This is a genomic window from Bacteriovorax sp. PP10, from assembly GCF_035013165.1.
GTDB classification, from domain to species: Bacteria; Bdellovibrionota; Bacteriovoracia; order Bacteriovoracales; family Bacteriovoracaceae; genus Bacteriovorax; species Bacteriovorax antarcticus.
Genome location: NZ_JAYGJQ010000001.1, coordinates 490,004 through 513,615, shown reverse-complemented (window position 1 = coordinate 513,615; position 23,612 = coordinate 490,004). Strand labels below are relative to the sequence as shown.

General features: G+C 38.7%; 22 protein-coding genes. 6 read left to right on the top strand and 16 right to left on the bottom strand.

Going from position 1 to position 23,612, the window contains the following annotated elements; all coding sequences use genetic code 11:
- Positions 1 to 102: 102 nt before the first annotated feature.
- The 5 genes from SHI21_RS02470 to SHI21_RS02450 form a co-directional block, all read right to left on the bottom strand.
- Entirely contained in the window at positions 103 to 1,083 is a 981-nt protein-coding gene (locus SHI21_RS02470; protein WP_323574532.1) for an NAD(P)/FAD-dependent oxidoreductase, read from the bottom strand.
- Between the two features lie 9 nt (positions 1,084 to 1,092).
- Entirely contained in the window at positions 1,093 to 2,361 is a 1,269-nt protein-coding gene (locus SHI21_RS02465; RefSeq protein WP_323576255.1) for a hemolysin family protein, read from the bottom strand.
- Between the two features lie 193 nt (positions 2,362 to 2,554).
- Positions 2,555 to 3,034, bottom strand: coding sequence for a hypothetical protein (locus tag SHI21_RS02460; protein ID WP_323574531.1), 480 nt, complete (start codon positions 3,032 to 3,034; stop codon positions 2,555 to 2,557).
- The gene (locus SHI21_RS02455; protein WP_323574530.1) at positions 3,031 to 3,810 is read right to left on the bottom strand and encodes a hypothetical protein; all 780 of its coding nucleotides are present in this window, start codon (positions 3,808 to 3,810) and stop codon (positions 3,031 to 3,033) included. The genes SHI21_RS02460 and SHI21_RS02455 overlap by 4 nt, the downstream gene beginning before the upstream one ends.
- Entirely contained in the window at positions 3,789 to 4,259 is a 471-nt protein-coding gene (locus SHI21_RS02450) for an NUDIX hydrolase (protein ID WP_323574529.1), read from the bottom strand. Before SHI21_RS02450 ends, SHI21_RS02455 begins: the two co-directional genes overlap by 22 nt.
- A gap of 42 nt (positions 4,260 to 4,301) precedes the next feature.
- Here SHI21_RS02450 and SHI21_RS02445 point away from each other — a divergent pair, with 42 nt between their 5' ends.
- Positions 4,302 to 5,297, top strand: a complete 996-nt coding sequence (locus SHI21_RS02445; RefSeq protein ID WP_323574528.1) for a tRNA dihydrouridine synthase — start codon at positions 4,302 to 4,304, stop codon at positions 5,295 to 5,297.
- On the opposite strand, the gene SHI21_RS02440 is transcribed toward SHI21_RS02445, so the two are convergent.
- From SHI21_RS02440 to ftsY, 6 genes are all read right to left on the bottom strand, one after another.
- Entirely contained in the window at positions 5,224 to 5,724 is a 501-nt protein-coding gene (locus SHI21_RS02440) for a hypothetical protein (RefSeq protein ID WP_323574527.1), read from the bottom strand. The two genes, SHI21_RS02445 and SHI21_RS02440, sit on opposite strands and share 74 nt — an antisense overlap.
- Positions 5,721 to 6,404 (bottom strand): SDR family NAD(P)-dependent oxidoreductase, encoded by a 684-nt coding sequence (locus SHI21_RS02435; RefSeq protein ID WP_323574526.1) that lies wholly within the window; start codon positions 6,402 to 6,404, stop codon positions 5,721 to 5,723. The genes SHI21_RS02440 and SHI21_RS02435 overlap by 4 nt, the downstream gene beginning before the upstream one ends.
- Before the next feature lie 65 nt (positions 6,405 to 6,469).
- A complete protein-coding gene (gene rny, locus SHI21_RS02430; RefSeq protein WP_323574525.1) occupies positions 6,470 to 8,029 on the bottom strand; it encodes a ribonuclease Y in 1,560 nt (519 codons plus the stop codon).
- An 18-nt stretch (positions 8,030 to 8,047) separates the two neighbouring features.
- Positions 8,048 to 8,611: a 5-formyltetrahydrofolate cyclo-ligase gene (locus tag SHI21_RS02425; RefSeq protein WP_323574524.1), complete on the bottom strand. Its 564-nt coding sequence runs from the start codon at positions 8,609 to 8,611 to the stop codon at positions 8,048 to 8,050.
- Positions 8,612 to 8,619: 8 nt separating this feature from the next.
- The gene (locus SHI21_RS02420) at positions 8,620 to 8,928 is read right to left on the bottom strand and encodes a hypothetical protein (RefSeq protein ID WP_323574523.1); all 309 of its coding nucleotides are present in this window, start codon (positions 8,926 to 8,928) and stop codon (positions 8,620 to 8,622) included.
- Positions 8,929 to 8,997: 69 nt separating this feature from the next.
- Complete coding sequence (gene ftsY, locus SHI21_RS02415) at positions 8,998 to 10,107, bottom strand: signal recognition particle-docking protein FtsY (RefSeq protein ID WP_323574522.1); 1,110 nt, start codon at positions 10,105 to 10,107, stop codon at positions 8,998 to 9,000.
- Positions 10,108 to 10,215: 108 nt separating this feature from the next.
- Between ftsY and SHI21_RS02410 the strand changes: the two genes are divergently transcribed.
- On the top strand, positions 10,216 to 11,187 hold the full coding sequence (locus SHI21_RS02410; RefSeq protein WP_323574521.1) for an amino acid--tRNA ligase-related protein: 972 nt from the start codon (positions 10,216 to 10,218) through the stop codon (positions 11,185 to 11,187).
- On the opposite strand, the gene SHI21_RS02405 is transcribed toward SHI21_RS02410, so the two are convergent.
- From SHI21_RS02405 to SHI21_RS02395, 3 genes are all read right to left on the bottom strand, one after another.
- Positions 11,184 to 12,008: a hypothetical protein gene (locus SHI21_RS02405; RefSeq protein ID WP_323574520.1), complete on the bottom strand. Its 825-nt coding sequence runs from the start codon at positions 12,006 to 12,008 to the stop codon at positions 11,184 to 11,186. The two genes, SHI21_RS02410 and SHI21_RS02405, sit on opposite strands and share 4 nt — an antisense overlap.
- Positions 12,009 to 12,077: 69 nt before the next feature.
- Complete coding sequence (locus tag SHI21_RS02400) at positions 12,078 to 12,281, bottom strand: hypothetical protein (protein WP_323574519.1); 204 nt, start codon at positions 12,279 to 12,281, stop codon at positions 12,078 to 12,080.
- Positions 12,265 to 13,611 (bottom strand): sigma-54-dependent transcriptional regulator, encoded by a 1,347-nt coding sequence (locus tag SHI21_RS02395; protein WP_323574518.1) that lies wholly within the window; start codon positions 13,609 to 13,611, stop codon positions 12,265 to 12,267. Before SHI21_RS02395 ends, SHI21_RS02400 begins: the two co-directional genes overlap by 17 nt.
- 188 nt (positions 13,612 to 13,799) lie before the next feature.
- On the opposite strand from SHI21_RS02395, the gene SHI21_RS02390 reads away from it, so the two are divergent.
- On the top strand, positions 13,800 to 17,243 hold the full coding sequence (locus SHI21_RS02390) for a putative Ig domain-containing protein (RefSeq protein ID WP_323574517.1): 3,444 nt from the start codon (positions 13,800 to 13,802) through the stop codon (positions 17,241 to 17,243).
- Here SHI21_RS02390 and rimO read toward each other — a convergent pair.
- A complete protein-coding gene (gene rimO / locus SHI21_RS02385) occupies positions 17,240 to 18,622 on the bottom strand; it encodes a 30S ribosomal protein S12 methylthiotransferase RimO (protein WP_323574516.1) in 1,383 nt (460 codons plus the stop codon). The genes SHI21_RS02390 and rimO overlap by 4 nt on opposite strands.
- 86 nt (positions 18,623 to 18,708) lie before the next feature.
- Here rimO and SHI21_RS02380 point away from each other — a divergent pair, with 86 nt between their 5' ends.
- Entirely contained in the window at positions 18,709 to 20,805 is a 2,097-nt protein-coding gene (locus SHI21_RS02380; RefSeq protein ID WP_323574515.1) for a lytic transglycosylase domain-containing protein, read from the top strand.
- Here SHI21_RS02380 and SHI21_RS02375 read toward each other — a convergent pair.
- Positions 20,802 to 21,416, bottom strand: coding sequence for a LolA family protein (locus SHI21_RS02375; protein ID WP_323574514.1), 615 nt, complete (start codon positions 21,414 to 21,416; stop codon positions 20,802 to 20,804). The genes SHI21_RS02380 and SHI21_RS02375 overlap by 4 nt on opposite strands.
- Before the next feature lie 203 nt (positions 21,417 to 21,619).
- On the opposite strand from SHI21_RS02375, the gene SHI21_RS02370 reads away from it, so the two are divergent.
- Positions 21,620 to 22,579 (top strand): hypothetical protein, encoded by a 960-nt coding sequence (locus tag SHI21_RS02370; protein ID WP_323574513.1) that lies wholly within the window; start codon positions 21,620 to 21,622, stop codon positions 22,577 to 22,579.
- Between the two features lie 123 nt (positions 22,580 to 22,702).
- Positions 22,703 to 23,611: a glucosamine kinase nucleotide-binding domain-containing protein gene (locus SHI21_RS02365; protein WP_323574512.1), complete on the top strand. Its 909-nt coding sequence runs from the start codon at positions 22,703 to 22,705 to the stop codon at positions 23,609 to 23,611.
- Position 23,612 lies beyond the last annotated feature (1 nt).

The window sequence follows — 23,612 nt, the reverse complement described above, 5'->3', positions numbered from 1 at the left end:
ACTGGAATTTTTTAAGTTCCCTGTTTATACAAATAGAAAGAATTTTTATTAATGACTCTCTCTACTCTTTAACCATACACCCTTCATGCGTTTACCGAACCACTATAATAGTGTTGTTTCAGTTCGCTTTTTTCGACGTATCAATAGATTTATTTCATCCGCTGAATCAACGGCCATATCCCATGCTGTATATATCTGTTTCTTCATGTTTGCGCGCAGATCGCCGGCAACATACAGACCCTCTACAGATGATTTTCCCTTGTTGTCAGTGGTAACAAAACCTCTTTGATCAAGATTTGCGTTAACCATTTTGGCCAATTCGTTATAGACAATCATGCCTAGTGAAATGAAAGCAAAATCAGCTTCAACTTTTTTATCGCCGCAAATAAATCCATTTAAAATTTTATTCTTTGGTTCACCAATAATCTGTGTGATTGGTTCGGTTACCACTGTAAAATTATATCTCTTCATGAGTGTTGTGACTTCTTCATCAAACACAGGTATTTCACCATTCGTTAAAATCGTAACCGGACTGTTGTAGCGTTCATGTAAAATAATTCCAACCCAAACGGCTGCTGAGTTGTGACCAAAGATCGCGACTTTTTTATCGAGAACATGATGTCCATCACAACGCATACAATAGTCTGCTAATTGAATATTGGCGTACGGATAGATTGTCTCAATCGTTCCGTTAATGATGGGCTGAACGTCCATTACACCAGTGCAAAGGATAACGTATCTAGCTTGGTAAGTTTCATTTTTATTATCAACAAGGGTGAAAGTTCCATCTTCGTTTTTTGATATACTCGTTACACCAGTATTCTTTTTCCAGATGAATTTTTCTTTGAACGGGCCGGTAGTTAACCAATCAAGATTTTCTTTGTTTGGTTCTTCGATCCCTTTTTTGTATTGAAGATGCCCTGGCATATTTTCAACTTTAGATACCCAAAAAGCACGTGAGCGTTTTTTATCTTTCGGTGAACCGGGGAAAAAAAGACATTCGTCATTGTTTAAAACAACTCGTAAAGCGGCCATGGCCCCAGCAGAACCACCACCTATAACAGCTACGTCGTGAATTTTCATTTTGATTGCCTAGTCTTTTTCGTGAAGATGCAATGAAGCTTCAATGTCATTTTTTTCAACTCGTTCAGCATGTTCTTTCTTAGAGAAAATATGTTTTTCTCCACCGACATCTTTGATACGAACTTGTTTAATCACACTGTCTTCTACGATTTCCAAGTTAAACGATAAACCTTCCCAGACAATAATTTGTTCTGGTTCTGGAAATGTATTCCCTAGCATATCTAAAAGAAAGCCAGCTAGCGTCGAATAGTTATCGTTCAGAGGAACTTTAATATCATAGTCGTTATAAAGTTCTCTTAAAGAGATATCACCGTCTACAACGATACCATCAGTAAGATTAGCTTCTTCCAGCCCTTTTTCAATCTCTTCAACATCATCATGCTCATCATGGATCTCACCGAAAATTTCTTCGATAATATCTTCTAATGTCACAATTCCTACCACAGTTCCGTTTTCATCCTTAACTAATGCTAAGTGAACCTTCTTCCTGTTCATGTGATCGAAGACCGATTGAATCTTCATGTGTTCGTAAACGAAGAATGGTGGCTTTAAAAGTTTCTCTAATTTGAAGTTCTTTTTTTCTTCATCAGTCACGAAAGCTAAATCTTTCACGTGAAGAAACCCTACGATGTTTTCTAACTCTCCATCAACCACAGGGTATCTAGAGTTTTCAGTTTCGCGGGCGTATTTCATCATTTCATCGAATGACCAATGGACTTGTCCATAGTTCACTCTCACTCTTGAAATCATGATGTCTTTAACTTTGATCATTGGAAATTCAAGAATTGAAGACAGAAGATCGATTTGTTTTGAATCCATCGTTCTTTCTTTTTCTGCTTTCGAAATCATGAATTCAATATCGTTTTTCGTAACCATTCTTCCTGAGACTTCAGCGTTGTCTCCCAGAATTGTCCCAATAAACCATACGATAGATTTAATCACCGGATAAATTAAATAGAACATGACTTGAAGTGTACGAATAACAATGACAGAGAATTTTTCAGCGTGATTTCTTCCAATAGTTTTTGGAATGATCTCTCCGAAAATTAAAATGATAACTGTTGTCACCCCAAGGGCGATACCAGCGATATTGCTTCCAGTATAAGAAGCCGTGATAGCAGTCGTAATCGAACCTGCCAGAATGTTTGCGATAGTGTTACCAACCAGGATGGTTGCTAGAAGCTCCGACGGTCTTAGGATCATGAAGGCCATGGCCTTTCCTTTAGATCCACCTTCCTCGATCAACTGGCGAGCGCGATCGACCCCAATTGATAACAGAGCGGCTTCAGCTGCTGAGAAAAATGCGGCCGCAATGAAACATATTAATAGAGCAAGGATTTCGTAAGAAGACGTAAAGAGTTCAAGCGGGGGATTTATGGAGAAGTCCTGGTTAAGTTAGTAAAAGATTAAACAAAATCTAATTTATCTATTATACAGGAATGTTCCGATCAAGTCTAACGCCCACCAATTATCAATGATCTAGCGGCTTACCATGGAAGTTATGGTCCGAATAAATGATGCGATCATTCATTTCGTGATTAAACCCTGGAATTTCGTCAATGTTCGCTACTTCTTTGAAAATCGTCTGACATTTGTAGCAGATAGCGATCTGCTTCAGCCTTCTGAACAATACGAAGTCTAGTGCGTATAAAACGATGAACGTACTTAGGTACCAAATCGGATTGATTCCGTAATAAAGCATGATTGTTGAAATCACTGCTGCTGCTACGAAAAGCATTACACCTAATTTACGGTTGAAATCTTTTTGAGAGTAAAAGTCTTTACGTTCGCATGATGGGCAGTCTTTTAAAATGCTTTGCTCATGGTTGTGGTCGAATTTCACTTCCTGCTCGGCCTGACAAACATCACACTGAATTTTGTGAGCGTCGACTGAAGGGTAAACGTGAATAGCTGAACCACAATTTTTACATGTGAAGAGTACTGTCATCATATGAAAAGTCCGTAATTAAAATAAATATAAGTTGAAACCATCTCGCCAATAAAAACAAAGAAAGTCATCGCGTATAAAATACCAGTAGAACTTTGAATTGATCTTAACTGTAAAAGTTTCCAGTTGAAGATACTCATTCCAAGAATCACTAAATAACCAAATGAAACTCTCATTGTTAAAAGCATCCAGTTAAATGCATATCCTGCACCTAATTGAGTCTGCTCTTCGAAGAAGTCGTAGTGAGAGTAAAGAGTGTAACCACTCCAGATAATTTTAATGGCAAGGATAACCCATGTAATGATCGCTGCGATCTTTAATGGATGTGCACTTAGCTTTGGAACAACAAGGTACCAATGCCCAAGCAGCATCGCGTATGTGATCACGCCTAAAAGTAAACTTGCTGAAATAATAAATAAAGATGGGATTAACTGGAAGCTTACCAGTCCGCAAATTAAGTATGCAAACAGTACTGATAAAATCCCATAGATCACCCACATCAGTGGAGATTTATCGTCAGTGTGAAATGTTGTGATTAAGATGAATCCTAGAAGTCCGATTGCTTTTAAACCAAAAGTAAGGCTTCCCATTCCTTCTGCAGAAATTCCTTGAACAACCATCGAGATCACTAAAGCACCGATTGCTGTGTTAGTTAAAAGTTTGATTAATCCAGCACCTGTTAATTTTGCTGAAGCGATTGGTGAAAATAAAACCAAAGACCAGGCCACTGATAAAAGAAAAAAGTCTGCAATGATTTTCATGGAAGCTGCTGTTGCCATAATAAGTCTGTAAGTCCTGCATCAAATTGATTTTTAATATATACCGCTAATTCGTCGATAATAACATGATTAATCGGTGGAATTTTACCCTGTAAATAATCAGATTTCTCTGCGTAATTAATGACGTGCCAGTCACCTTTTTCCGCTTCGAAGTCAGCGAATTTTGATAGGAACACGAATAAACAAATATTCTTATTCTCGACTGAGTAATCCTGGTATTTAAATAAAACCAATTTTTCATCGGTCGGAAGCAGAACTCCGACTTCCTCATGGACTTCTCTTCTGCAGGCCTCTTCTGGAGTTTCGCCTACTTCGATCTTCCCACCAGGGAATTCCAGCATTCCGTACAAAGGCCCTTCTTCCAGACGCACTTGAGTCCACATCTTAAAGCTTTCAGCTCCGATATCTTTTATAAAAATCGCAATAGAAACGATGAGATTTTTTTTCAAGTCACTTTTCCTTTGTATGAGATCCTGATACTAACATGCTCAATGAATAATTTCGACGTGTTTCCCAAAAAATCGCTGCTCTTCGCACCCATGGAAGGCATTACTGACGAGCCGTATCGTATCGCTCTGATGAAGACATTCCCTGAATGGGATCAGTTCTTCACGGACTTTTTGCGCGTGCCGACGGTCGGGAAAATTACTGAGAAGATGATTATTGAGCATTACGGTGAAAGAATTCTAAAACGCGAAGAATGGAGAAAGAAGAACTCTTTTCAAATTCTCACAACTGAGCGCGCTCAAACTAAGGCCGTCGTAGAAATATTAGAATCATTAAAAATGGATCACCTGGATTTAAATCTTGGCTGTCCTTCTAAAAAAGTAAACTCACATCATGGTGGTGCTTACTTATTATCCAATCACACTGCTTTGAAATTTGTTTTAAAAACAATTCGTGAAAACTTCACAGGTCACTTCACGGTGAAGATGAGAATTGGTTATCGTGACGATGTTAACTTTAGTGATTCACTAAAATTGATTCAAGATGAAGGTGTTGAAGCAATTACGTTGCATGCTCGCACTCGCGATCAACTTTATAAGGGTGTCGCTGACTGGAGCTACATTAAAAGAGCTGTGGAAGAAGTTAAAATTCCTCTGATTGGTAATGGTGATATCTGGATTGCTGAAGATATCGAAAAGATTTTCAAAGAGACTAAATGCCACTCTGTTATGTTTGGTCGAAGTGCAATGAAGACTCCATGGCTTGCTAAAATTTATAAAGAATATGTGAATGAAGGCGGCCACATTGATGACACCTATTGGCTGTATCAAAGAAAGCATCACCTTGAAATCTACTTTGAAGCACTACTAGCTGAGTACCGTGAAGTGGGATGGCAGGATAATTTAATCTTAAAAAGATTTAAATCTTTCTCTCGTAATCTTTATGATGATTATGATGATTTCGAAACTATTCGTGGGTCTTTTCTACGTTCGGAATCACTGGCGGAGTATTTAGACCGCTTGTATGCGCTAAAGGGCTAACTCCAAAGAAATCTGTTTTCTTCTTCACGTAAACATATACGACTTCAAAACAAAACGATCCAATGAGCGTAAAGAGCACGTTTCCGTGTCCACCCAGAAGGAATAATAAAAGTGTGAACAAGACTGGCGAGATCGCTCTGATAAACGACGAAGCGTACGGCAGGCGTTTGATGTTAATGAAGATCTGAAGATAGTGATTAAGTCTTACGATCACGGCCAGGAATGAAAGTTTATGATGATTAGTCATAACTTTTTCTCTTAATCCTGGTGTCTGAAGTGCAAAGTGCCAGACAAAAGCTGTTAAAAAGAAAATCTGATCAACAAAATTGCTATCGATTAGAGAAACGATTCCGAAACAGACTGCTAAGTTAGCAAATGAAATTATGTAGTACTTTGATAAAACTGAAAGTTTATTCCAGACCTTCATTTAACAATTCCCTTCTTATGAAGAAAAACTATTTCCGGAAATTGAACATGCTTTGGACTTCTTGTGACCATTTGGAAAACTTCCATGAAGTCATCCGTGCTCATCATTTGGTCGCGAGCTAATTCCATATCGCCTTCATCCCAAATAGGTGTAGCGATTGCTCCAGGCATAAGTGTTGAGAAGCGAACTCCAAGATGGGCCCACTCTTCTCTTAATGATTCAATCATTCCATTTAAAGCAAACTTCGAAGCACTAAATGCTGAAATGTTGGCCAGACCTTTTTTAGAAGCACTCGATGAGATTGAGACGATATGTGTTTCATCTTCTTCTAAGAAATCATTTGAATGTTTTAAAACGTGGAAAGCACCTACAACGTTTGTCATAAGGTGATCCGTGAATTCTTTTGTTGATGTTTCTACTAACGGAGACATTTCAAAAATACCGGCGTTTAAAACGATCATATGAAGTTTTTCTGTGTGTTCAGCGATCAACTCATACATTTCTTCGACTGAAGCTTCGTCTTTAATATCACAAAGAATGTCGATGAATTGAGGGTGATCAAGAGGAGTACCACGGCGAGATACGCCGATCACAGTGTAGCCTTCTTCCAATAAGAATTGGGCCATTTCAAAACCGAGACCTGAAGAGGTGCCGGTGATTAGTGCGAATTTATCTTCCATGTTCGCCTTTTACATTTTCAAGAGAAAAAAGAAACGCAACCGAAGTTGCGTTTCAATGTTTAAAATTATTTTGCAATACCTACAGCTTTCGTTTCACGAAGAACTGTAATCTTAATTGTACCTGGGTACGACATCTCTTCCTCGATCTTCTTAGCGATATCACGAGATAGCATAACTGTTTCTTCATCCGTTACACGATCGTTTTCTACGAATACTCTAACTTCACGTCCACCAGAGATTGCGTATGACTTCGAAACACCTTCGAAAGAGTTTACGATATCTTCAATATCAGTAAGACGAGATACGTATGATTCCATCATTGCTTTTCTAGCACCTGGACGAGCTCCTGAAAGCGCATCTGAAGCTGCTACTAAGTGAGCAAGAACTGATTCTGGTTTTTCATCATCATGGTGAGCACGAACCGCGTGAACGATATCAGGAGACTCTCCGTATTTTTTCAGGAAGTCTGCACCAACAACTGCGTGTGATCCTTCAGCAGAAGCGTCGATTACTTTACCTACATCGTGAAGAAGTGCTGCACGACGAGCTTGTTTTACGTTTAGTCCAAGTTCAGCTGCCATAGCTCCACAAACGAATGCGGCCTCAATAGCATGTTGATATTGGTTTTGAGTGTATGAAGTTCTCCACTGAAGAGCTCCAACAAGTTTCAATACTTCAGGGTGGATACCGTGAACTCCGATTTCCATCTGAGCTTTTTCACCTAGGTCTCTTAACTGTCTTTCCATTTCAGCTTTTGACTTGTCATGGAATTCTTCGATCTTAGCTGGGTGAATACGACCATCGGCGATTAGCTTCTGGATTACCATTCTTGCGATTTCTTTTCTTACTACGTTGAATGAAGAGATAACTACAACTTCCGGAGTGTCATCGATAATTAAATCGACACCGCAGATTTGCTCGAATGCACGAATGTTACGACCTTCACGACCAATTAAGCGACCTTTAACGTCGTCACTTGGAAGCTCAACTGAACCAATAGTTTTTTCACCAACGTACTCTCCAGCAAATCTCTGGATAGCGATACCGATGATTCTTTTTGATTTAGCTTCAGCGTCTTCTTTCGTTTCTTCTTCAATACGTCTTAGGATTTTTCCGAAGTCTACGCGAGCTTCTTCTTCCATAGCGCGAAGAAGTTCATTCTTTGCTTCTTCTTTTGTTAACTGAGCAACCTGAGCTAATTTTTCATTGAATTCATTTTGTTTATTTTTGATTCTTTGTGATTCTTCTTCGTGAAGTTTTTTTGCAACTTCATATTGGATTTCTTTTTCTTTAAGAACCTTTACTTCTTTTTCGTGCTCTTCAATCTTGCGATCTAGAGTGGCGTCTTTTTTCGCCATTTCACGTTCTTGATTTTTGATTTCGTTAGTGCGGTTAGCGATTTCACGGTCAGACTTTTCTTTTTCTTCGCGAGCGATCTCTTTTGCTTCCTGACGGGCCTTGTACTTAACTTCGTCAGCATGCTTCTTAGCTTTTTCGACGATGTCGTTTCCCTTACCTTCTTTCTCTTTAATATCTTTTTGTACTTGGGCGTTCTTTACCACGTAGCCGATTACGACTCCGATGATGGCAAACAGAACGGCTGCCAAGATTACTAACATGTTCATATGTAAAACTCCTTTAACTTACCTATTTATTTTCAATATCCGATGGTCAGTGACCACGAAATCCATTTTTACATCATGAGGATCAGTTGGAATGTCTTGTTCGATTTGCATCTCAAAACCAATCCCGATTTTAATAACGGAAGCCTCTTCCAGGTATCTGTCGTAAAACCCTTTTCCTCTTCCTAACCGTTTTCCGTCTGAAGTAAATCCAAGTCCGGGAACAATTATAATCTTCGGAGTCATTTCTTTCGCCGATAGTTTCGGTCCAAGAATCCCCACTCCAAAGTCTTGAGTGATTTCAAGTTCAGCTCGCGGAGCTAAACGAAAAACCATTCTATCTTTCGCGTATGCGGGATACGCTGTGAGTTTTTCTAATTCATCTTCCATGTCTAAAAACCACTTGGGCTCTTTTTCAATGGGAGCAAAAACTCCAATCACTAAATGTTGTTGAATAACGTGTAGATCGTTTAAGAGATGTTTGAGAAGCACAGACACCTTGAGACTTAGCTCTAAGTAATCTTGATCCGATAATGAAGCCAACCTCGACTTCAAATTTTTTCTCAGATCTGCTTTCGTTCCCAAAAAAACTCTTAACGGGTCGTGGGAGAAACTTCTTCGATGTATTGAAGAGCATCAACTGCGGTAGACCTCAGTTGATTGATATTTTCGCGATACTCTTTTTCCATGGCCAGTTTTTCACCTGCAAATTGCAAGGCAAGCAGAACAGCAACCTGGTGTGGTGCTAACTGCGGTGACTGTCTAAATATTTTAGCTGCCTCAGATTGGACAAATCCGACGATATCAGTAGGACTAATCCCTTCAAGCTTCTCATCTTGTTTGAGCTTGATTTTATAGCCTAATACTTCAAAAACTTCTTGAATTTCTCTTTCGTTATTCATTGTATTAAGAGTAAACGATAGACGAATTTTCGTCAAACAAAATGCCTTGCACGATAGTGTAAGAACCGACTAGCTTCCCAATAGAGCGTGCAGGTAATCATCAACGTTGAACACATCTAAGTCCTCAGCACTTTCACCAACGCCAATGTAAGCGATAGGAAGTTTGAGTTGCTCTACAATAGTAACCGCACTACCAGCTTTCGAAGACCCATCACATTTTGTGAAGATTAAGCCAGTTAGGCCAAGTGTTTTATGGAATTCTTCGGCCTGACGAAGAGCATTTTGCCCAGTGATAGCGTCAATCACCAACAGAATTTGATGAGGTGCTGTTGGATCAATTTTCTTTAGTACGTTTTTACTCTTAGCAAGCTCATCCATTAAGTTTTCTTTAGTATGTAAACGTCCTGCTGTGTCGAGAATACAATAGTCCGCATTGGCATTTACTGCTGCTTGAAGAGCGTCATAACCTACTCCAGATGGGTTCGCCCCTTCCTTCGCTCTGATCATTGTTGCCCCAGCACGGTCACACCAAACCTGAAGTTGATCAACGGCCGCTGCTCTAAAAGTATCACATGCACCAACAACCACTGTCGCACCTTGAGCGCGAAGCTTAGTTGCCAGCTTACCAATCGTCGTCGTTTTTCCGGCCCCGTTAACTCCAACAACCATGATTACTTTTGTAGTTTTTGGAGCCGAGCTATCGAAAGTATAAAGTGAGTGATCAACTTTTTCCTGAACTGGTGCCATTTTATTTTTTAAGAAATCGAATAAGAAAGTTTTAAAAGAGTTCTCAGTTAAGTTCCCTTCTTTGGTTTTCTTTTTTACTTCTTCAATCAATTCTCCCACTGTAGCAGTCCCGATATCGGCACTGTAAAGAAGCTCTTCAATTGAATCGATTGTATTTTCATCAAGGCCTGGCCCTGAGAATAATCCAGATAATTTTCCCCAAACTTCTGAGCGCGATCTACTTAAACCAAGTTTTAATCTCTCGCTAAAAGAAACTTCTTTTTTAACTGGAGCGACTGCTTCTTTTACAACTTCTTGAAGTTCTGGACGGTGAGCAACTTCTACTTTTTCTGCTGTTTCGATTTTTGGAGGTGCTGCTTTGGGCTTCTTTTTGAAAGCTAAAAAAGCGACGATGATAATAACAAGCGGAACTAAAATATATAACCAATCCATGAGAATCCTTGCAATATTGCGTTTAAGTCTTCGAGAGCCCAAAAGATAGATGAAAATTACAATATTTTCAATTTGCACAGCAAGGGATTTGGCATATAAAAGCATTATATGCGTAAGGTTAAATTACAGGCCCAATTCCAACTTCTTTGGGCGATAAGACAATTTTTTTCCAGACAGGGATTTCTCGACGTTATGCCACCTCCGATGGTGCAGAACCCGGGAATGGAAACTCACATCCACCCATTTCAGGTCGGTCACGCTAACACTTTAAGGTTTAGTCCGTGGTACTTAAACACTTCGCCTGAATTTCACATGAAAGAATTACTTTCGATGGGCTTTGAAGACATCTTCACCATTGGTTACGCTTTTAGAGATGAGCCTTATGCCTCTAACCACCGCCCACAGTTTTTAATGCTGGAGTGGTATAGAACAAAAGCTCATTACACAAAAATCATGGATGACTGTGAAGAGTTATTTAAATTTTCACTAAACTCTCTTAATGAAAAAAATCTTCCCGTTGATCAAGACTTACTAAAAACAAATTTTCAAAGAGCAACGATTCAAGAAATTTTCTCTGACATGCTCAATGTTGATATTTTAAACTTTCTAGATAAGAAGGATTTGAAAGAATTAATTGAAAAAGATTTTAAAGACGTTCCACTTCCGACGATGGGTGAAGAACTCTCATGGGACGATTATTACTTTTTATTATTCCTGAATAAGATCGAGCCTCATCTTGCTCATTATCCTTATTTACTTTTATATGAATTCCCAAATCACCTAAGCGCTCTTTCTACTTTAAAAGAAAGTGATCCAAGAGTGTGCGAGCGTTTTGAAATTTATGCAAAAGGTGTTGAGCTTTGTAACTGCTTTAACGAACTTCGCGATTTGAAAATTCAAAAAGAACGATTTGCCTTTCAAGTAGAAGAAAAAGAAAAACTTTACGGATATAAACTTCCAGAACCAACAGTTCTCTACAATGCCTTAGAAAAAGGTCTCCCAGAATCATCTGGAATTGCTCTGGGAGTTGAAAGACTCCTAAAAGTTTTAACGGGAATTGAAAATCCTTTCTGGGATTAGATCATCGAGTTTAAAGCAGAGTGAATCTTAATCACTAATTCTGATTTAATATGTTGAACCGGCACTTTGCTGGCCCAAGTTTTATGCTCAAGAGCAGAAGTTTTACGTCTAGTAGCATTCGTCCAGATTTGCGGGAATCTCGTCGCAAGATCAGCTGACATGATGGCATACCATCTCTCTAATCCATCACGATCGTCACCAAAAGCATCCGCCACTTCTAAAGCTTTCTCTGCCACTAATCTTTTTAGTGTATAGATACTCATCCCTTCAAAACTTTTCTTTACGATTTTTTTATCAAAATATTTTCCGTAGAAATACACAGCGAAGTCAGCGGTTACACTCTTAACCGGCTTATCCCAGTTTTCCATTCCACCATAAACTGAATCTAGCACCATCGAACGATAAACACCTTCGCGCGTCCCACCTTGCGCAAGTACGTTCATCATCTTTCCAATTTCATCATCATTTGGTTTTGTCTGTCTCGTCGCTTCGTACACTTCTTTGATGTAAGCGTAGTTGTATTTTTGATCTTGTTCTGGTGTTAATTTTAAAACAATTTTGTCTGCCTTTTTATCATAGATAGCAACCGACTTCGCATCGTCTTCCACTTTTGGAATTTTAGGCATTGGCACTTCATCTACTGGAATAGATTTATCCACACCAATCAACTTAACAGTCCACTCTTCCCCTAAAATGCTCATTAACTGCGGGCGCATCTTTTCAATCAGAGATTTTTCATGAGCAGCAGTCTGAGATTTTGCTTCTTGAGCAAAGGCCAGGTGAATGGAAAGTGCTAAAATAAAAATCGCTGCTAATCTCAAAAAGACTCCTCCGGGAAGTATTGGATGAATCTAGTCTAGCTGTGATTAGGATTTTTAATAGATGGAAATTTAGTTCTGGGAGTTACGATAAAGGAGCAATTGCTCTCTCAATAAGTCTAATTTTTGCGTCGTTAGTGGAAGGATTTTATCAACTAATTCCGGATTTGTTTTCCATTCGTCGTTTACCAGTTCAAGCGCACTCAAAAGCGATGAAAGAGTGGCATTAATGTCGTGAGTGAGGTTGGCCTCAGTCGTATTATCGAACTTCGACATTATTCATCCCTCTGGCCTTAATATTAGTCACGATTCTATAAAAAGCATTATTAGAAAGCTTCAAGTCGGCCATGGTCTTTCTAACTTTATCGTTATTTTCACTAAGAACCTGCTCAAGGATATGAGATTCAATCATTTCCAGGTAAGCGTTTAGTCCCATGCTCTTCACTTTATCAAAATTGATCGCTGAAATTTCTTCTGAAGCTTCAGTCTTCTTTAATAAATCAGCTAAATCTGATTTCTCAACAATACCTTTTTCACTGCTTCTTAGAACTTCGATAACTTTTTGTAGTTCACGAATATTTCCCGGCCAGCTGTAAGTCAAAAGCTCCTGACGAGCTTCACCAGTTAAAACGATTCTTCTCTTGTTTTTCTTCAAGAAAAAGTTAATCAGGTTATTGATGTCCCCTTTTCTTTCTCTTAATGATTTCAAATGAACATTGAATCCTTCTAGTCTGTATAAGAAGTCTTCTCTGAACTCTCCGTTCTTCACTTTTGCTTTTAAATTTTCACAAGTCGCACTTACCAGTCTGAAATTTGACGAGATACTCTTTTCAGATCCCACTGGATAAAATGTTTTTTCTTCGATCGCTTTTAGTAATTTCTTTTGAACAGGTAAAGTTAAAGTTGCGACCTCATCAAGAAATAAAACTCCGCCGTCAGCTAGTTCTAAAAGACCTTTTTTGCTCTTAAGCGCTCCCGTAAAAGCACCTTTTTCATGTCCGAATAACTCAGACTCAATTAAGCTTTCCGAAACTTCAGAACAATTTAAATGAATAAATGGTTTTTCACTTCCCACTAGCTCATGAATAAATTTTGCTAAAAAAGTTTTTCCCGTTCCCGTCTCCCCTGTAATTAAAACCGGGTGATCTCCATACAGAGCTTGCTCGATTACTTTCAACTGAGAATTCAAACTTTGATCTTCAGTTAATAAAACTTCCTGCAATCTTTTTGTCAGGTCATGTTTTGTATTTTTAAATTTACCTAAAACCGCATCGATTGCTGATTTGGTAAATGGCTTAGATAAGAAATCGTGACAACCTAAAGTATAGGCCTCTTCAATGACAGCATCATCTTCTCTACCACTAAGAACAATCGTATGAATATTTTTTGATTTTAAGGCACGAACGACATTTAGTCCTGCAAGTTCCGCTTCAAGATCTAAGTCAACAAAAGCTAAATCAAAGCTTAAGGCCTCTGAAAGAGAAATAGCTTCTAAAGAAGTCACTGCTTCCGTTACGACTGCATAGTTTTCAAGCCGGCTTTTTAAGCTAAGCCTCGATAACAGATCGTCTTCCACCAGCAATATATTGAGTTTTTTGTCTTTCATAGGGTCATGATAGATAAAATCAGTGTACGGTTCAATAACTCTCGGGAAGTCCTATAAATATTCCCTACTGCCTCTAAAAGTACACACTCAAATGGTTGATTTTTATCGTCGGAATTGAGTAACCGATGGAAATCATTTTGTTATTCGCTATTACTAAATATTTATCAAATTCTAACGATAATAGAAGTATGAAAACGTTTAATACAAAACTCATAGTCGCACTTTTTACCACTCTAGTTTTGACGGGTTGTATGCCTGACAGCTTAACCAAGTTCAAAAAAGATCCACCGAAGAAGGCCATAGTAGCGTCTGACGATGGTGAAGAAATACCTACGGGAGTTCCCGATGGTTCTGGCGGTGTCATTTCACTTCCTGATCTTGTAGATGCGACAAGCTTCAGCTATCCCGGATCAAACGATCTCGTTCTTGAAGCTGGTGTTGCTGGTGGATTTGAAATATTCGGAGACAACTCATTTGCGAGTCAGATAACAAGAGAAAGTTTAATTCAAACGTGTACTGTTACTCCTACACTTCCTCCTGGTCTTAGTATTGATACTAAGACTTGTGCGATTGCAGGGACACCAAGTCAGGTTTATATTGATACAACGAAACTTAACCTTGTCCAAAAAGCAAAAAAAGATTTTGTCGTCACTGTAAAATTTTTGAATAAAGACTCTGGCATTACTACTCTCACTAGAGCTATTAAACTTCAAATTTTAGCGAAGCCTACTAAGTTATTATACAGTCAAAGCTCAAAAGTACTTTTAAAAGTTACAGGTAGCTTAACGGCATTTAGTTCTCTTAGCGGAGACCTAAGAACTGACGATGGAGAATCACCTTCTTATATTGGTAAAAATTCTATTTATGCAACTGTTGAAACTCTTGATCTAACTAACAATATTGTTGGGGTGAATAATAAAAGAAATTATGATTATCAAGGAAACGTAACAAATTTCACTGATGCAAACTTTGACTACCAACCGGATACAGATCCATCAAACCCGAAATACTATTTCAGAGTTAATGACGATATTGATAACGACACTACTTACTCACAAGCATTAGCGAGAATTACAGAAGTTAGAAATATTTTGCCAACATACAGCGTAGCACCTGCAGTTGCACCTTCGTTGCAACCATTAACTTTTGCAAATACAGGAGTCAATGTAAACGAAGTAACATCTAAAAGAAATTATTTAGAGTTTACTGTTTCACCTAAACTTCCAACTGGTCTTACTTTAGATGCAATAACTGGTAAAATTTCAGGATACTCGACAGTGCCAGTTGCTATGAAAACTTATCAAATCACTGCATCGAATGCTCTCGGATCTGCTTCTTATCAACTTCAATTAGAAATTATCGATCCTCCTGCTCAACTGTCCCTTACTAAGAAACAGGTACTCACTGTAGGAGCATTAACTTATAGCTATTTAAGAGAAGGTGATTCAATTGTTTCACCTCTTAGCGCAACACCTGTACCAAAATCAGTACATGGGATTATTACAAAAATGATTCCATCGACATTACAATTAGAAATTGCAACGATTGATGGCTCTTTCGCTAAAAATGATCAAATCGATCTTGGTAAAACGTTTAATGCCATGATTGGTACAATACTTACTACTCCAATTAATTTCAATGCAGCCGTTACATTATCTGCGCCTGTGAGTATTCCTGCTGGCGGACTAGCTGCAACTAGCACTATGTATGCTCATAACAATACGGCCCTTCCAATTTTTTCTGATCGAGTTTATGTGACAGCTACAGATACAGCTGCCGTTAAAACAGGTGATTTAATTTTAGGTAATTCAATTGTTGAAATTGATGCTGAAACGTTAAAAGTGAGATTATTGGCCGGGACTCCTAACCTAGCAGGTCTGGACGCTTTATCTACAGGTGCACGAGCTGCAGGGTATGTTTACGAACAAGCGAGCCCGACTTCTATCTACATAAGTAATCTTTTTAGATCAATCAATCTTACAGATATCGCTTCTAGAAATCTTCGCCATGCAGATGTTTTAAAATTTGATGAGCGCTCAACTGGTGCAGGTGTAACTGCTACGATTGGGTCTACTGCTGGGGATATTGCTTACGATAACTATTATGCTGCTGAAAGAGGTGTGTACTCAGAATATAAGGCAAACCTGGTAACTGGATCTGGGATAACTTATTCAATAGAACCAACTCTACCTCTGGGAATGTCATTAAGTCCAACAACTGGCCTTCTCTCTGGTATACCTCTTGTAAGATCAGCTAACGATGACTATGTCATCACAGCTAAAAACTTATTAAGCGAATCAAAGGTAAATATAAGATTTGAAGTTAGAGATTATTTTACTTTATCTGAGACATCAGGAGCACCTTCATACAAGCTTCACAGAGTTGGAGATTACCAAAACTCGAATTCATGTCGAGTTAATGCTGCTGATATTTTTAACGAACGCGGACATCGTGACATTAGATGTTTTATGGATGGAGAAGAACAGGATATCCACTCTTTTGGTATGAAGCTTAAAGCTTCAATCGGACCGGGTGTATGTAAGTTCGTATCCATTACTCCTTATCAATTTTGGAAATGGTCACCAAAAATGACTAATGCGACAGTTGTAAGATGGGAAAATTCAAACGTAGTAACTCCTTCTGATAGAGAGATTACAGCAGACCTAGATTGTGATGGAAATTATTCTTTAGAAGGTGGTCCAAACTGTGATGAAGGAAGCATTACTGTTCACACTTACAAATACGATCCCACGGCAACGGCCATTGAATCTTTCAGCAGTACGAGTGTTATATCATGTGGTGGTAAAGCTACAAATTGCTTAGATGGACCTATTAGAGATGTTCTCGAAGATACTGCTATTAAAAGTGGTATGAGAGGAACTATTACAAATAGTGACACAGGGTTTAGCAAGACTTGGGATTTTACAGCACCGATTACTAAAGGTGATATTACGAATCTAAGAATTGTGAATAACCTTTTTACAGAAGCAGGTGGATCAGGTTCTAAATGTAGTGCCTCTGCAGCCGATGTTGATGATAACATCAGTCTGAGCTATGTAACTCTCTCAACTTTATTCACGATTTTGGATACAAGAGGAGCATTTTATACTCCTGGAACTGATACAACTTACTATGGTTCATCTCGCCTCATGATTAACGGTTTTCCACGCGGAAGCTTTATAACTGCGAACAATGCCAGAACTGTTAAACCTTATAAGGTAGTTAAGATTAACAGTAAGTATGGGCCATTTGACGGAGCCTTCCCTTACTATCAAGTAAGCTGTCTTGATGCTGCCCAAGAATCTGTCGCTACTGCTAACATCGTTGTGAGAGACTGGAATCAGAAATTTAAATTACAGCATGAAATTGATAAGGAATCGCCAGACCTTGCACTGTCACCAATACTAATGCGTGCAACGGGTGGAACGGTCGTAAATCCTGTTAACGATTTTGCTGATTGGAATGATAACTTTTCTGAATCTACAGCTCCATATTTTAGACCAGAAAATGCTCCAGATTATAGTGCTTGTGCCACAGCACCTGTCTACGCACTACCTGCAACTAAAGCAGCTGTGCCGACAATGGTCTACCCTGATGCTGCAGAATTTCAATTCCCAGAGGGTAGCCTCTAGTTAATTGAAGTCACTTTACCAACTAAATCATAATCTAAAACTTCGGTGATCTCGACATAAACGAGATCACCGACTTCAATCTTTCTGCCGTTTAAATCGTTAATGATAACCTTACCGTCGATATCCGGCGCTTGCCCAAAGTGACGACCTTCGATTAGAAGCTCAGTTTCTTCGTGCTCACCTTCAATTAGAACTGGGATGACTTTCCCTAAGAACTCACCGTTAAGCTCTCTAACGATCTCTCTTTGCGTTTCATACAGTCTGTCGAAGCGCTCTTCAATGATGTCTTGAGGAACTTTTGGTTGTAGTTTGAATGCCGGTGTTCCTTCTTCATCTGAGTATCTGAAGATACCAAGGTGATTAAAGCGCGCCGTTTTGATTCCTTCTAGAAGTGCTTCGAAGTCTTCTTCAGTTTCCCCAGGGAAACCTACGATGATAGACGTTCTAAGAACGATCTCAGGAATTCTGTTTCTTATACGAGCAATTCTTTCGTGGATAATTTCACCAGTGATTTTTCTGTTCATACGTTTTAAAACGTTTGTAGAAAAATGTTGAACTGGCATATCAAGATATTTACAGATTTTTTCTGACGTCGCCATCTTCTCGATAACTTCATCAGTTAATTCATCTGGGTAAAAGTAGAATAATCTTAACCAATCAATTCCTTCGACTTGTTCAAGTCCAGTAAGAAGATTAGCAAGTTTGTTATTCTCATCCAGATCTACACCGTAGTCTGAAAGATCCTGAGAGATGAGGTTAAGCTCTCGTACCCCTGTAGATGCTAAATTCTTAGCTTCATTTACGAGTGACTCAACCGATCTCGATCTCAGTTTTCCTCTAAGCTTCGGAATAATACAAAAAGTACAATTACGATTGCAGCCTTCAGATATTTTCAACCACGCCGTATAAAACGGCGAAGTGTTTAAACGTGGGTCATATTCAGTGTGAATGAACATTGGGATTTCTACGAAAGATTTTTTTTCTAGTTTTCCGTCTTCCATTGCGCGAAGAAGAAGTGTGATCTTGTTGTACTCACCTGTTCCGATGATTAGATCTGCTTCTGGAATAGATTCTTCTAATTGTTGTGCGTATCTTTGTGCCATACATCCAGAAATAACAAGTGCCTTGCAGCGACCAATTTCTGGATCTTTAAAGTCGGCCATTTCGAGGATTGTATCTACTGATTCTTTTTTCGATGCTTCAATGAATGAACAAGTGTTAACAATAATGACTTCTGCGTCGCTTGGCTCTTCTGCGACAGAGTAGCCATCAAGACCTAAGTATCCTAACATTACTTGTGAATCTACTAGGTTTTTTGAACAACCAAGAGATGTAAAGAAGACTGTTTTATCGTTAAAAAGTTTAGTTGTAAGTTCCACAGTGGTCCCAATTAAATGCAAAATAATAAAGCTAGGACTGACTAGATAGTACAAATTAGTTAAATAATCAAAGCTTAAAGGGCCCTATGAAAAAAATACTGTTTATCATGCTCCTGCTCTCAGGATGCTCGTCAAAACCGATACATCCTATCCCTACGCCAAGTTATGAGCGCTTAAGTGCCATTAAGGGCCAGGTAAGCCAAGGATCGCGCGACATTGAGGCTGTGGATCTCTCTGAAGAGGCCGCAAAAGACTACTTAAAAGCAATGAAGGCCGAGTCCCTTGGAGATAAAAAGGAAGCCTGCAAACTCTTTAGTGACCTGGCGGACAACCGCGATTTCCCACTCAATCAAACAGCTTTAGTTCACACTTTGAATGATTGCACGTTCTCTGAAAGACAATTGAAGTCGATTTGGAAAGAAACGATTATCGCGAATTTTTTAAAAGAGTCTTATTTTGAATCTTCGTTAGTTCATGCTGAAAAGCTGAAGATGGATGAGTTCATTGCACAGTTTTCGTATGAGCTTGTTGCTTACAAAGCTGTCCAATCAGAGAAGGTTAAACTTTTACAAAATGCGATCGCGATTGCTCAGAGATTAAATCTTCCGATAGATGAAACAAAGTATTTTCTAAAGTTAGTTGAAGTCTCACCTCTTTATTCAAAAGAAGTGACTCGCGAAAATATGTACAGCGTGGCCCGTGACTTCGAAACGAACCGTCAGTTTGAAAAAGCTCGCGATATGTATCTTGATATTATCAACAGTGAGGAATTCACTCTTGATGAAAAAATTAAAACTTATAATTCTTACCGTATGTCTTTTAAGGTTGCTCGCAACTTAAAAGCTTTCCTGGAAAAAACGGGAGAGATGGAATTATTTTTAAGACAATTATTAGAAGATGCACCGGATGATACTAAACTTCAGGAAGCTTGGGTTGATGCTAAATTGAACTACGCTCGTGCAGTTTGGACGGAGCATATGAATGCTGAAGCAAGATTGCTTCTCGAAGATATCATTGAGAGAAAAATTGGAAATGCCAATCAAATGGCGACAGTTTATTGGGTTTATGGGTCTCTTCATGTAGAGAGTAAAGAAAATGTTGAAGCTTTAGCTAAATTTGAAAAAGCTTCTCAGTATAAAGTAACGAGCCTTGATCAACAGGAAAATATTCAGTGGGCATTGGTTTGGAATAAATATCTTATTAAGAGATATGCTGATGTTGTGTCTGACGTTGATCGTTTCGTAAAGAAGTCATCTAATCCAAACTTCTTTAACAAACTAAACTTTTGGAAAGCTCGCGCTTTAACTAAATTAGATAAACCTGATGAAGCCAAAGAATTATTTGAAGCAACAGCTGCTAACGATACTTTTGGTTATTATGGACTAGTTTCTGCAATGGAAAGTAAAACTCCATTAACTCCAATTCCTCCAAGTGCCATCATCACTGATCCTATCGGAAACTTAATTCTTGATTGGTTAATTGCAATGGATGAGAAGATTTTCTCAACTAAAGTTTTAAAAGAGATCAACTCTCAATTTAAAACAATTGCTGAAAGAGAAAGAGCTATGTCTTTATATGCCCAGACGGGATGGTATCAAGGTGGGATGGTTCAGATTTACAATTTCCCAATGAAAATGAGAGATGAACTGACGAAAAAACATATCTCGGTTGTTTTCCCAACTCCTTATCAAAGTATTTTTACGAAGTACTCGGACAAGTATCACTTACCTCCTGCTTTGCCATACGCAATCACGAGACAAGAGTCTGCTTTTAATCCGAACGTCAGATCTTGGGCCGATGCTTTTGGGCTAATGCAAATGATTCCAGAAAAAGCGAGTGAGCTTTCTAAAAAGTATGGAATTCCTTATAAAGACTTTAATGATCTTTATAACCCAGATCCAAACGTTGAGATGGGTGTAGCACTTTTAGCTGAACTTAATAAAATGTATAAAGGTAAATTTGCTCAGAACGTTGCTGCTTATAATGCAAGTACGGCGGCAATTGCAGTGTGGGAAAAAGAAAGATTTAATGGTGATTACTTAGAGTTTATTGAGATGATTCCCTATGAAGAAACTAGAAATTACATCAAGCTGGTTTTTAGAAATTACATGACTTATAAGAGAATCATGGCAACGGAAGAAATCCTCATTCCTGAAGATTTCTTCGCACGACCTTATAACTAATTCGTTTTTTTAGTGTTTGCCGGTGCAGTAAAATTAAATCTGTCGCCGGCCATTGCAGGATTAACTTTTAAATCAACAAACTTCAATTTCGAGTTCTTTCCATCTGCAAAAACTAGATTGATAGCTTCCAAATCTTCAAACTTCTGGCTTGTCTTATTTTTGAAATATAACATTGATTCTTTAATGCCCAATTCTTTTGCTGTTTTTGGTTTGAACACAATCGTTGCTGGCTCACCTTTTTTTACATCATAATATTCGTTAGAAACTAATCCATTTTTTAGTGAGTCGAAAAATTTGATATAGATTGTGGCACCTTCTTTAGCAGAAGATTCTGTCACTTCCCCCTGCTCACCTTCAATAAAAGGAGCACGGTAGTACCAAGCTTTTACGCCGTTACTTACGAAGATCACTGTGCTTGGAGTGTTTGTTTCGAAGCGGATTTGTCCTGGGTATTTGTACTCAATCGTTCCATTCCCTTTTTTCGTTTTTCCTTTAAGGGTACTAATGTACTCTTGTTCGAATTTCGATGAAAAAGATTGTGGTAAAAACTCAGCAAAGGCCGCAGTAGAACTCAATAATATAATAGCGATCGGGAATAAAATTTTCTTCATTTTGAAAGTCTCCTTCGTGGTTACATAAACATAATGCAGTAAAATCCATCAAAGCTCAATTCTCTCACGGTCAAATTAGCTTAAATATGGCCCACGTCTAAGCTTAAATCATGTAAATTGCTCATACTTACGCTTCTTGGATTGACTTAAATCCTACTTTTTTACTATAAAGAGGAGCAATTCAAACTCCCGAGGAGACGCACATGAAATCATTAATGCTTGCACTGGCCCTAATCGCAGGATTCAATGCTCACGCATCGACTATCGATGGATACTCACTACCAATCAATGGACAACAATCAGTTGAAAATTTCACACTGAACACTGTTCAAACAAGAACTGAATACAGAAATGAAACTGTTGCTAACACATGTTGGAGAACAGTGTTCGCTGGATACCGTCAGGTTTGTCGTCAAGAGCCAATCACGAGCTGCTGGCCAGGACCAAACGGAAGACAGATTTGTGACACTCGTTGGATCACTCAGTGTTACCAGGAAGCTCAGTACAGACAAGAGTCTTATACTTGTTACCAAACGGTAGCTGTTCCTTACGAAGTGTTTAGCAACTACGTAAAGGCGTTAGTAAATGTAAAACTTCCAAATGTTCCAGCTGGATCTTCGTTACCACAACAAACTTGTAATATTGATTTCAGGCTTGAAGGCGGAAACTTCAGCTCATATGCAAACTGCTCTGAGTTCATCGTTATTGCTTCTCGTTCTGCAACTGAGTCTCGTGAAGACCAAACTGTTATTCAGGATCGTAAATTCAATATCAGTCTTCTAGATACTAAAACTGTTACTGCTCCAGTTAGAGGTGGTATTGGTGAAATGAGACTAGAAGGTCAAACTTTAGTTTTTAGAACTGGTGACTTAACTAAGAATCCAAACTTCTCATTGAAGCTTTTTGTTGAAAGAAGAAAACTCCTTAAAGGTGATGAAACTCTAATCAACAGAAATCTTGCTCCGGGTGAATACACATTTGAAAAGACGAGTGATGAATACGGAACAGTAAGAATTAGCCTTGCAAAATTGTTTGGCGGAATTAACGCAAAAAGAAAGCATGTGTTGAAAGTTGATATCAATGTTCTTACAAGTACAGAGAATTCAATCAACCCAAGCCTTCCGAAAATGTCTGCTAGCGAATCTATCACTGTTAACGAATAAGTTTTAATATCGTCAGGAGATTGTTTATTTCAATCTCCTGACTGTCTTTCTCAACTAATCCGCTTTTACTCTCCCGCTTTGCTCTTCATTGACTCAAATGCAGACTCCTCATAAAATTTATTCATGAATATAAAATCACCCGTGAGCGCAACCATTGCTGAAGACTACACTATTAAATACCTTGTCGGTGTTGATGGTGGTGGAAGCGGAACTCGCATTATTGTGACAGATAAAAAATTAAAAATTCTAGCGAGTGCTCAAGGTGATCCTTCGGCCTTAGGTCAGGGAATTGAAAAAGCATGGAGAGCGGTTCTCGATACTCTTGCACGTGCTTTTCATTACGGAAATATTCCTGTGCCGATGCTTTCTGAATGTGCGATTGGATTTGGCTTATCAGGTGCGAACAACATCATCTGGAAAAACGAATTCTATATGAGAAATCCTGGATTCAAAAATATCATTGTCGATACTGATGGTTTTACAACTCTGCTTGGCGCTCATGGAGGAAATCCTGGTGCTATCGTTGCTGTTGGAACTGGAAGCGTGGGGATGGTTTTAACGAAGGATGGTATAAGAAGAGATGTTTCTGGTTGGGGGTTTCCCGCTGGAGATGAAGCAAGTGGGGCCTGGCTTGGATTAAAGGCCGCGGCGATTACTCAAAAAACTATTGATGGAAGAAGACCTCCTTCGACTTTAAGCGAACATGTTTTAAAGTTCTGCGGGAAAGAGCCTGCTCAATTTTTAAACTGGCTGGGAAATGCTGGTCAAAATAGTTTTGCGCAACTTGCTCCTTTAGTTTTTCAATCTGCTGCTACTGATATCGATGCTAAGAATTTATTAATCGCTGCTGGTCTAGAAATTGACATGATGGCAAAGGCCTTGGATCCCAATGGTGAATTGCCTTTATCGATCTGCGGACGATTAGGCGAAGCACTTATTCCTTATCTCCCAGAGAGTACAAAATCAAGAAATCAAACAGCTCAAGGTGATTCTACGATCGGTGCCTTATTGCTTGTTTCAAAGAATGCATAAC

Excerpts from the sequence above, each read along its gene's own strand:
- SHI21_RS02370 (WP_323574513.1), top strand. The coding sequence starts at position 21,620 with ATGAAATCATTAATGCTTGCACTGGCCCTAATCGCAGGATTCAATGCT.
- SHI21_RS02365 (WP_323574512.1), top strand. The coding sequence starts at position 22,703 with ATGAATATAAAATCACCCGTGAGCGCAACCATTGCTGAAGACTACACT.
- SHI21_RS02435 (WP_323574526.1), bottom strand. The coding sequence starts at position 6,404 with ATGGAAGATAAATTCGCACTAATCACCGGCACCTCTTCAGGTCTCGGT.
- SHI21_RS02445 (WP_323574528.1), top strand. The coding sequence starts at position 4,302 with ATGAATAATTTCGACGTGTTTCCCAAAAAATCGCTGCTCTTCGCACCC.
- SHI21_RS02395 (WP_323574518.1), bottom strand. The coding sequence starts at position 13,611 with ATGAAAGACAAAAAACTCAATATATTGCTGGTGGAAGACGATCTGTTA.
- SHI21_RS02460 (WP_323574531.1), bottom strand. The coding sequence starts at position 3,034 with ATGATGACAGTACTCTTCACATGTAAAAATTGTGGTTCAGCTATTCAC.
- SHI21_RS02420 (WP_323574523.1), bottom strand. The coding sequence starts at position 8,928 with ATGAATAACGAAAGAGAAATTCAAGAAGTTTTTGAAGTATTAGGCTAT.
- SHI21_RS02455 (WP_323574530.1), bottom strand. The coding sequence starts at position 3,810 with ATGGCAACAGCAGCTTCCATGAAAATCATTGCAGACTTTTTTCTTTTA.
- SHI21_RS02375 (WP_323574514.1), bottom strand. The coding sequence starts at position 21,416 with ATGAAGAAAATTTTATTCCCGATCGCTATTATATTATTGAGTTCTACT.
- SHI21_RS02380 (WP_323574515.1), top strand. The coding sequence starts at position 18,709 with ATGAAAAAAATACTGTTTATCATGCTCCTGCTCTCAGGATGCTCGTCA.
- SHI21_RS02390 (WP_323574517.1), top strand. The coding sequence starts at position 13,800 with ATGAAAACGTTTAATACAAAACTCATAGTCGCACTTTTTACCACTCTA.
- ftsY (WP_323574522.1), bottom strand. The coding sequence starts at position 10,107 with ATGGATTGGTTATATATTTTAGTTCCGCTTGTTATTATCATCGTCGCT.
- rny (WP_323574525.1), bottom strand. The coding sequence starts at position 8,029 with ATGAACATGTTAGTAATCTTGGCAGCCGTTCTGTTTGCCATCATCGGA.
- SHI21_RS02400 (WP_323574519.1), bottom strand. The coding sequence starts at position 12,281 with ATGTCGAAGTTCGATAATACGACTGAGGCCAACCTCACTCACGACATT.
- SHI21_RS02470 (WP_323574532.1), bottom strand. The coding sequence starts at position 1,083 with ATGAAAATTCACGACGTAGCTGTTATAGGTGGTGGTTCTGCTGGGGCC.
- SHI21_RS02440 (WP_323574527.1), bottom strand. The coding sequence starts at position 5,724 with ATGAAGGTCTGGAATAAACTTTCAGTTTTATCAAAGTACTACATAATT.
- SHI21_RS02410 (WP_323574521.1), top strand. The coding sequence starts at position 10,216 with ATGCGTAAGGTTAAATTACAGGCCCAATTCCAACTTCTTTGGGCGATA.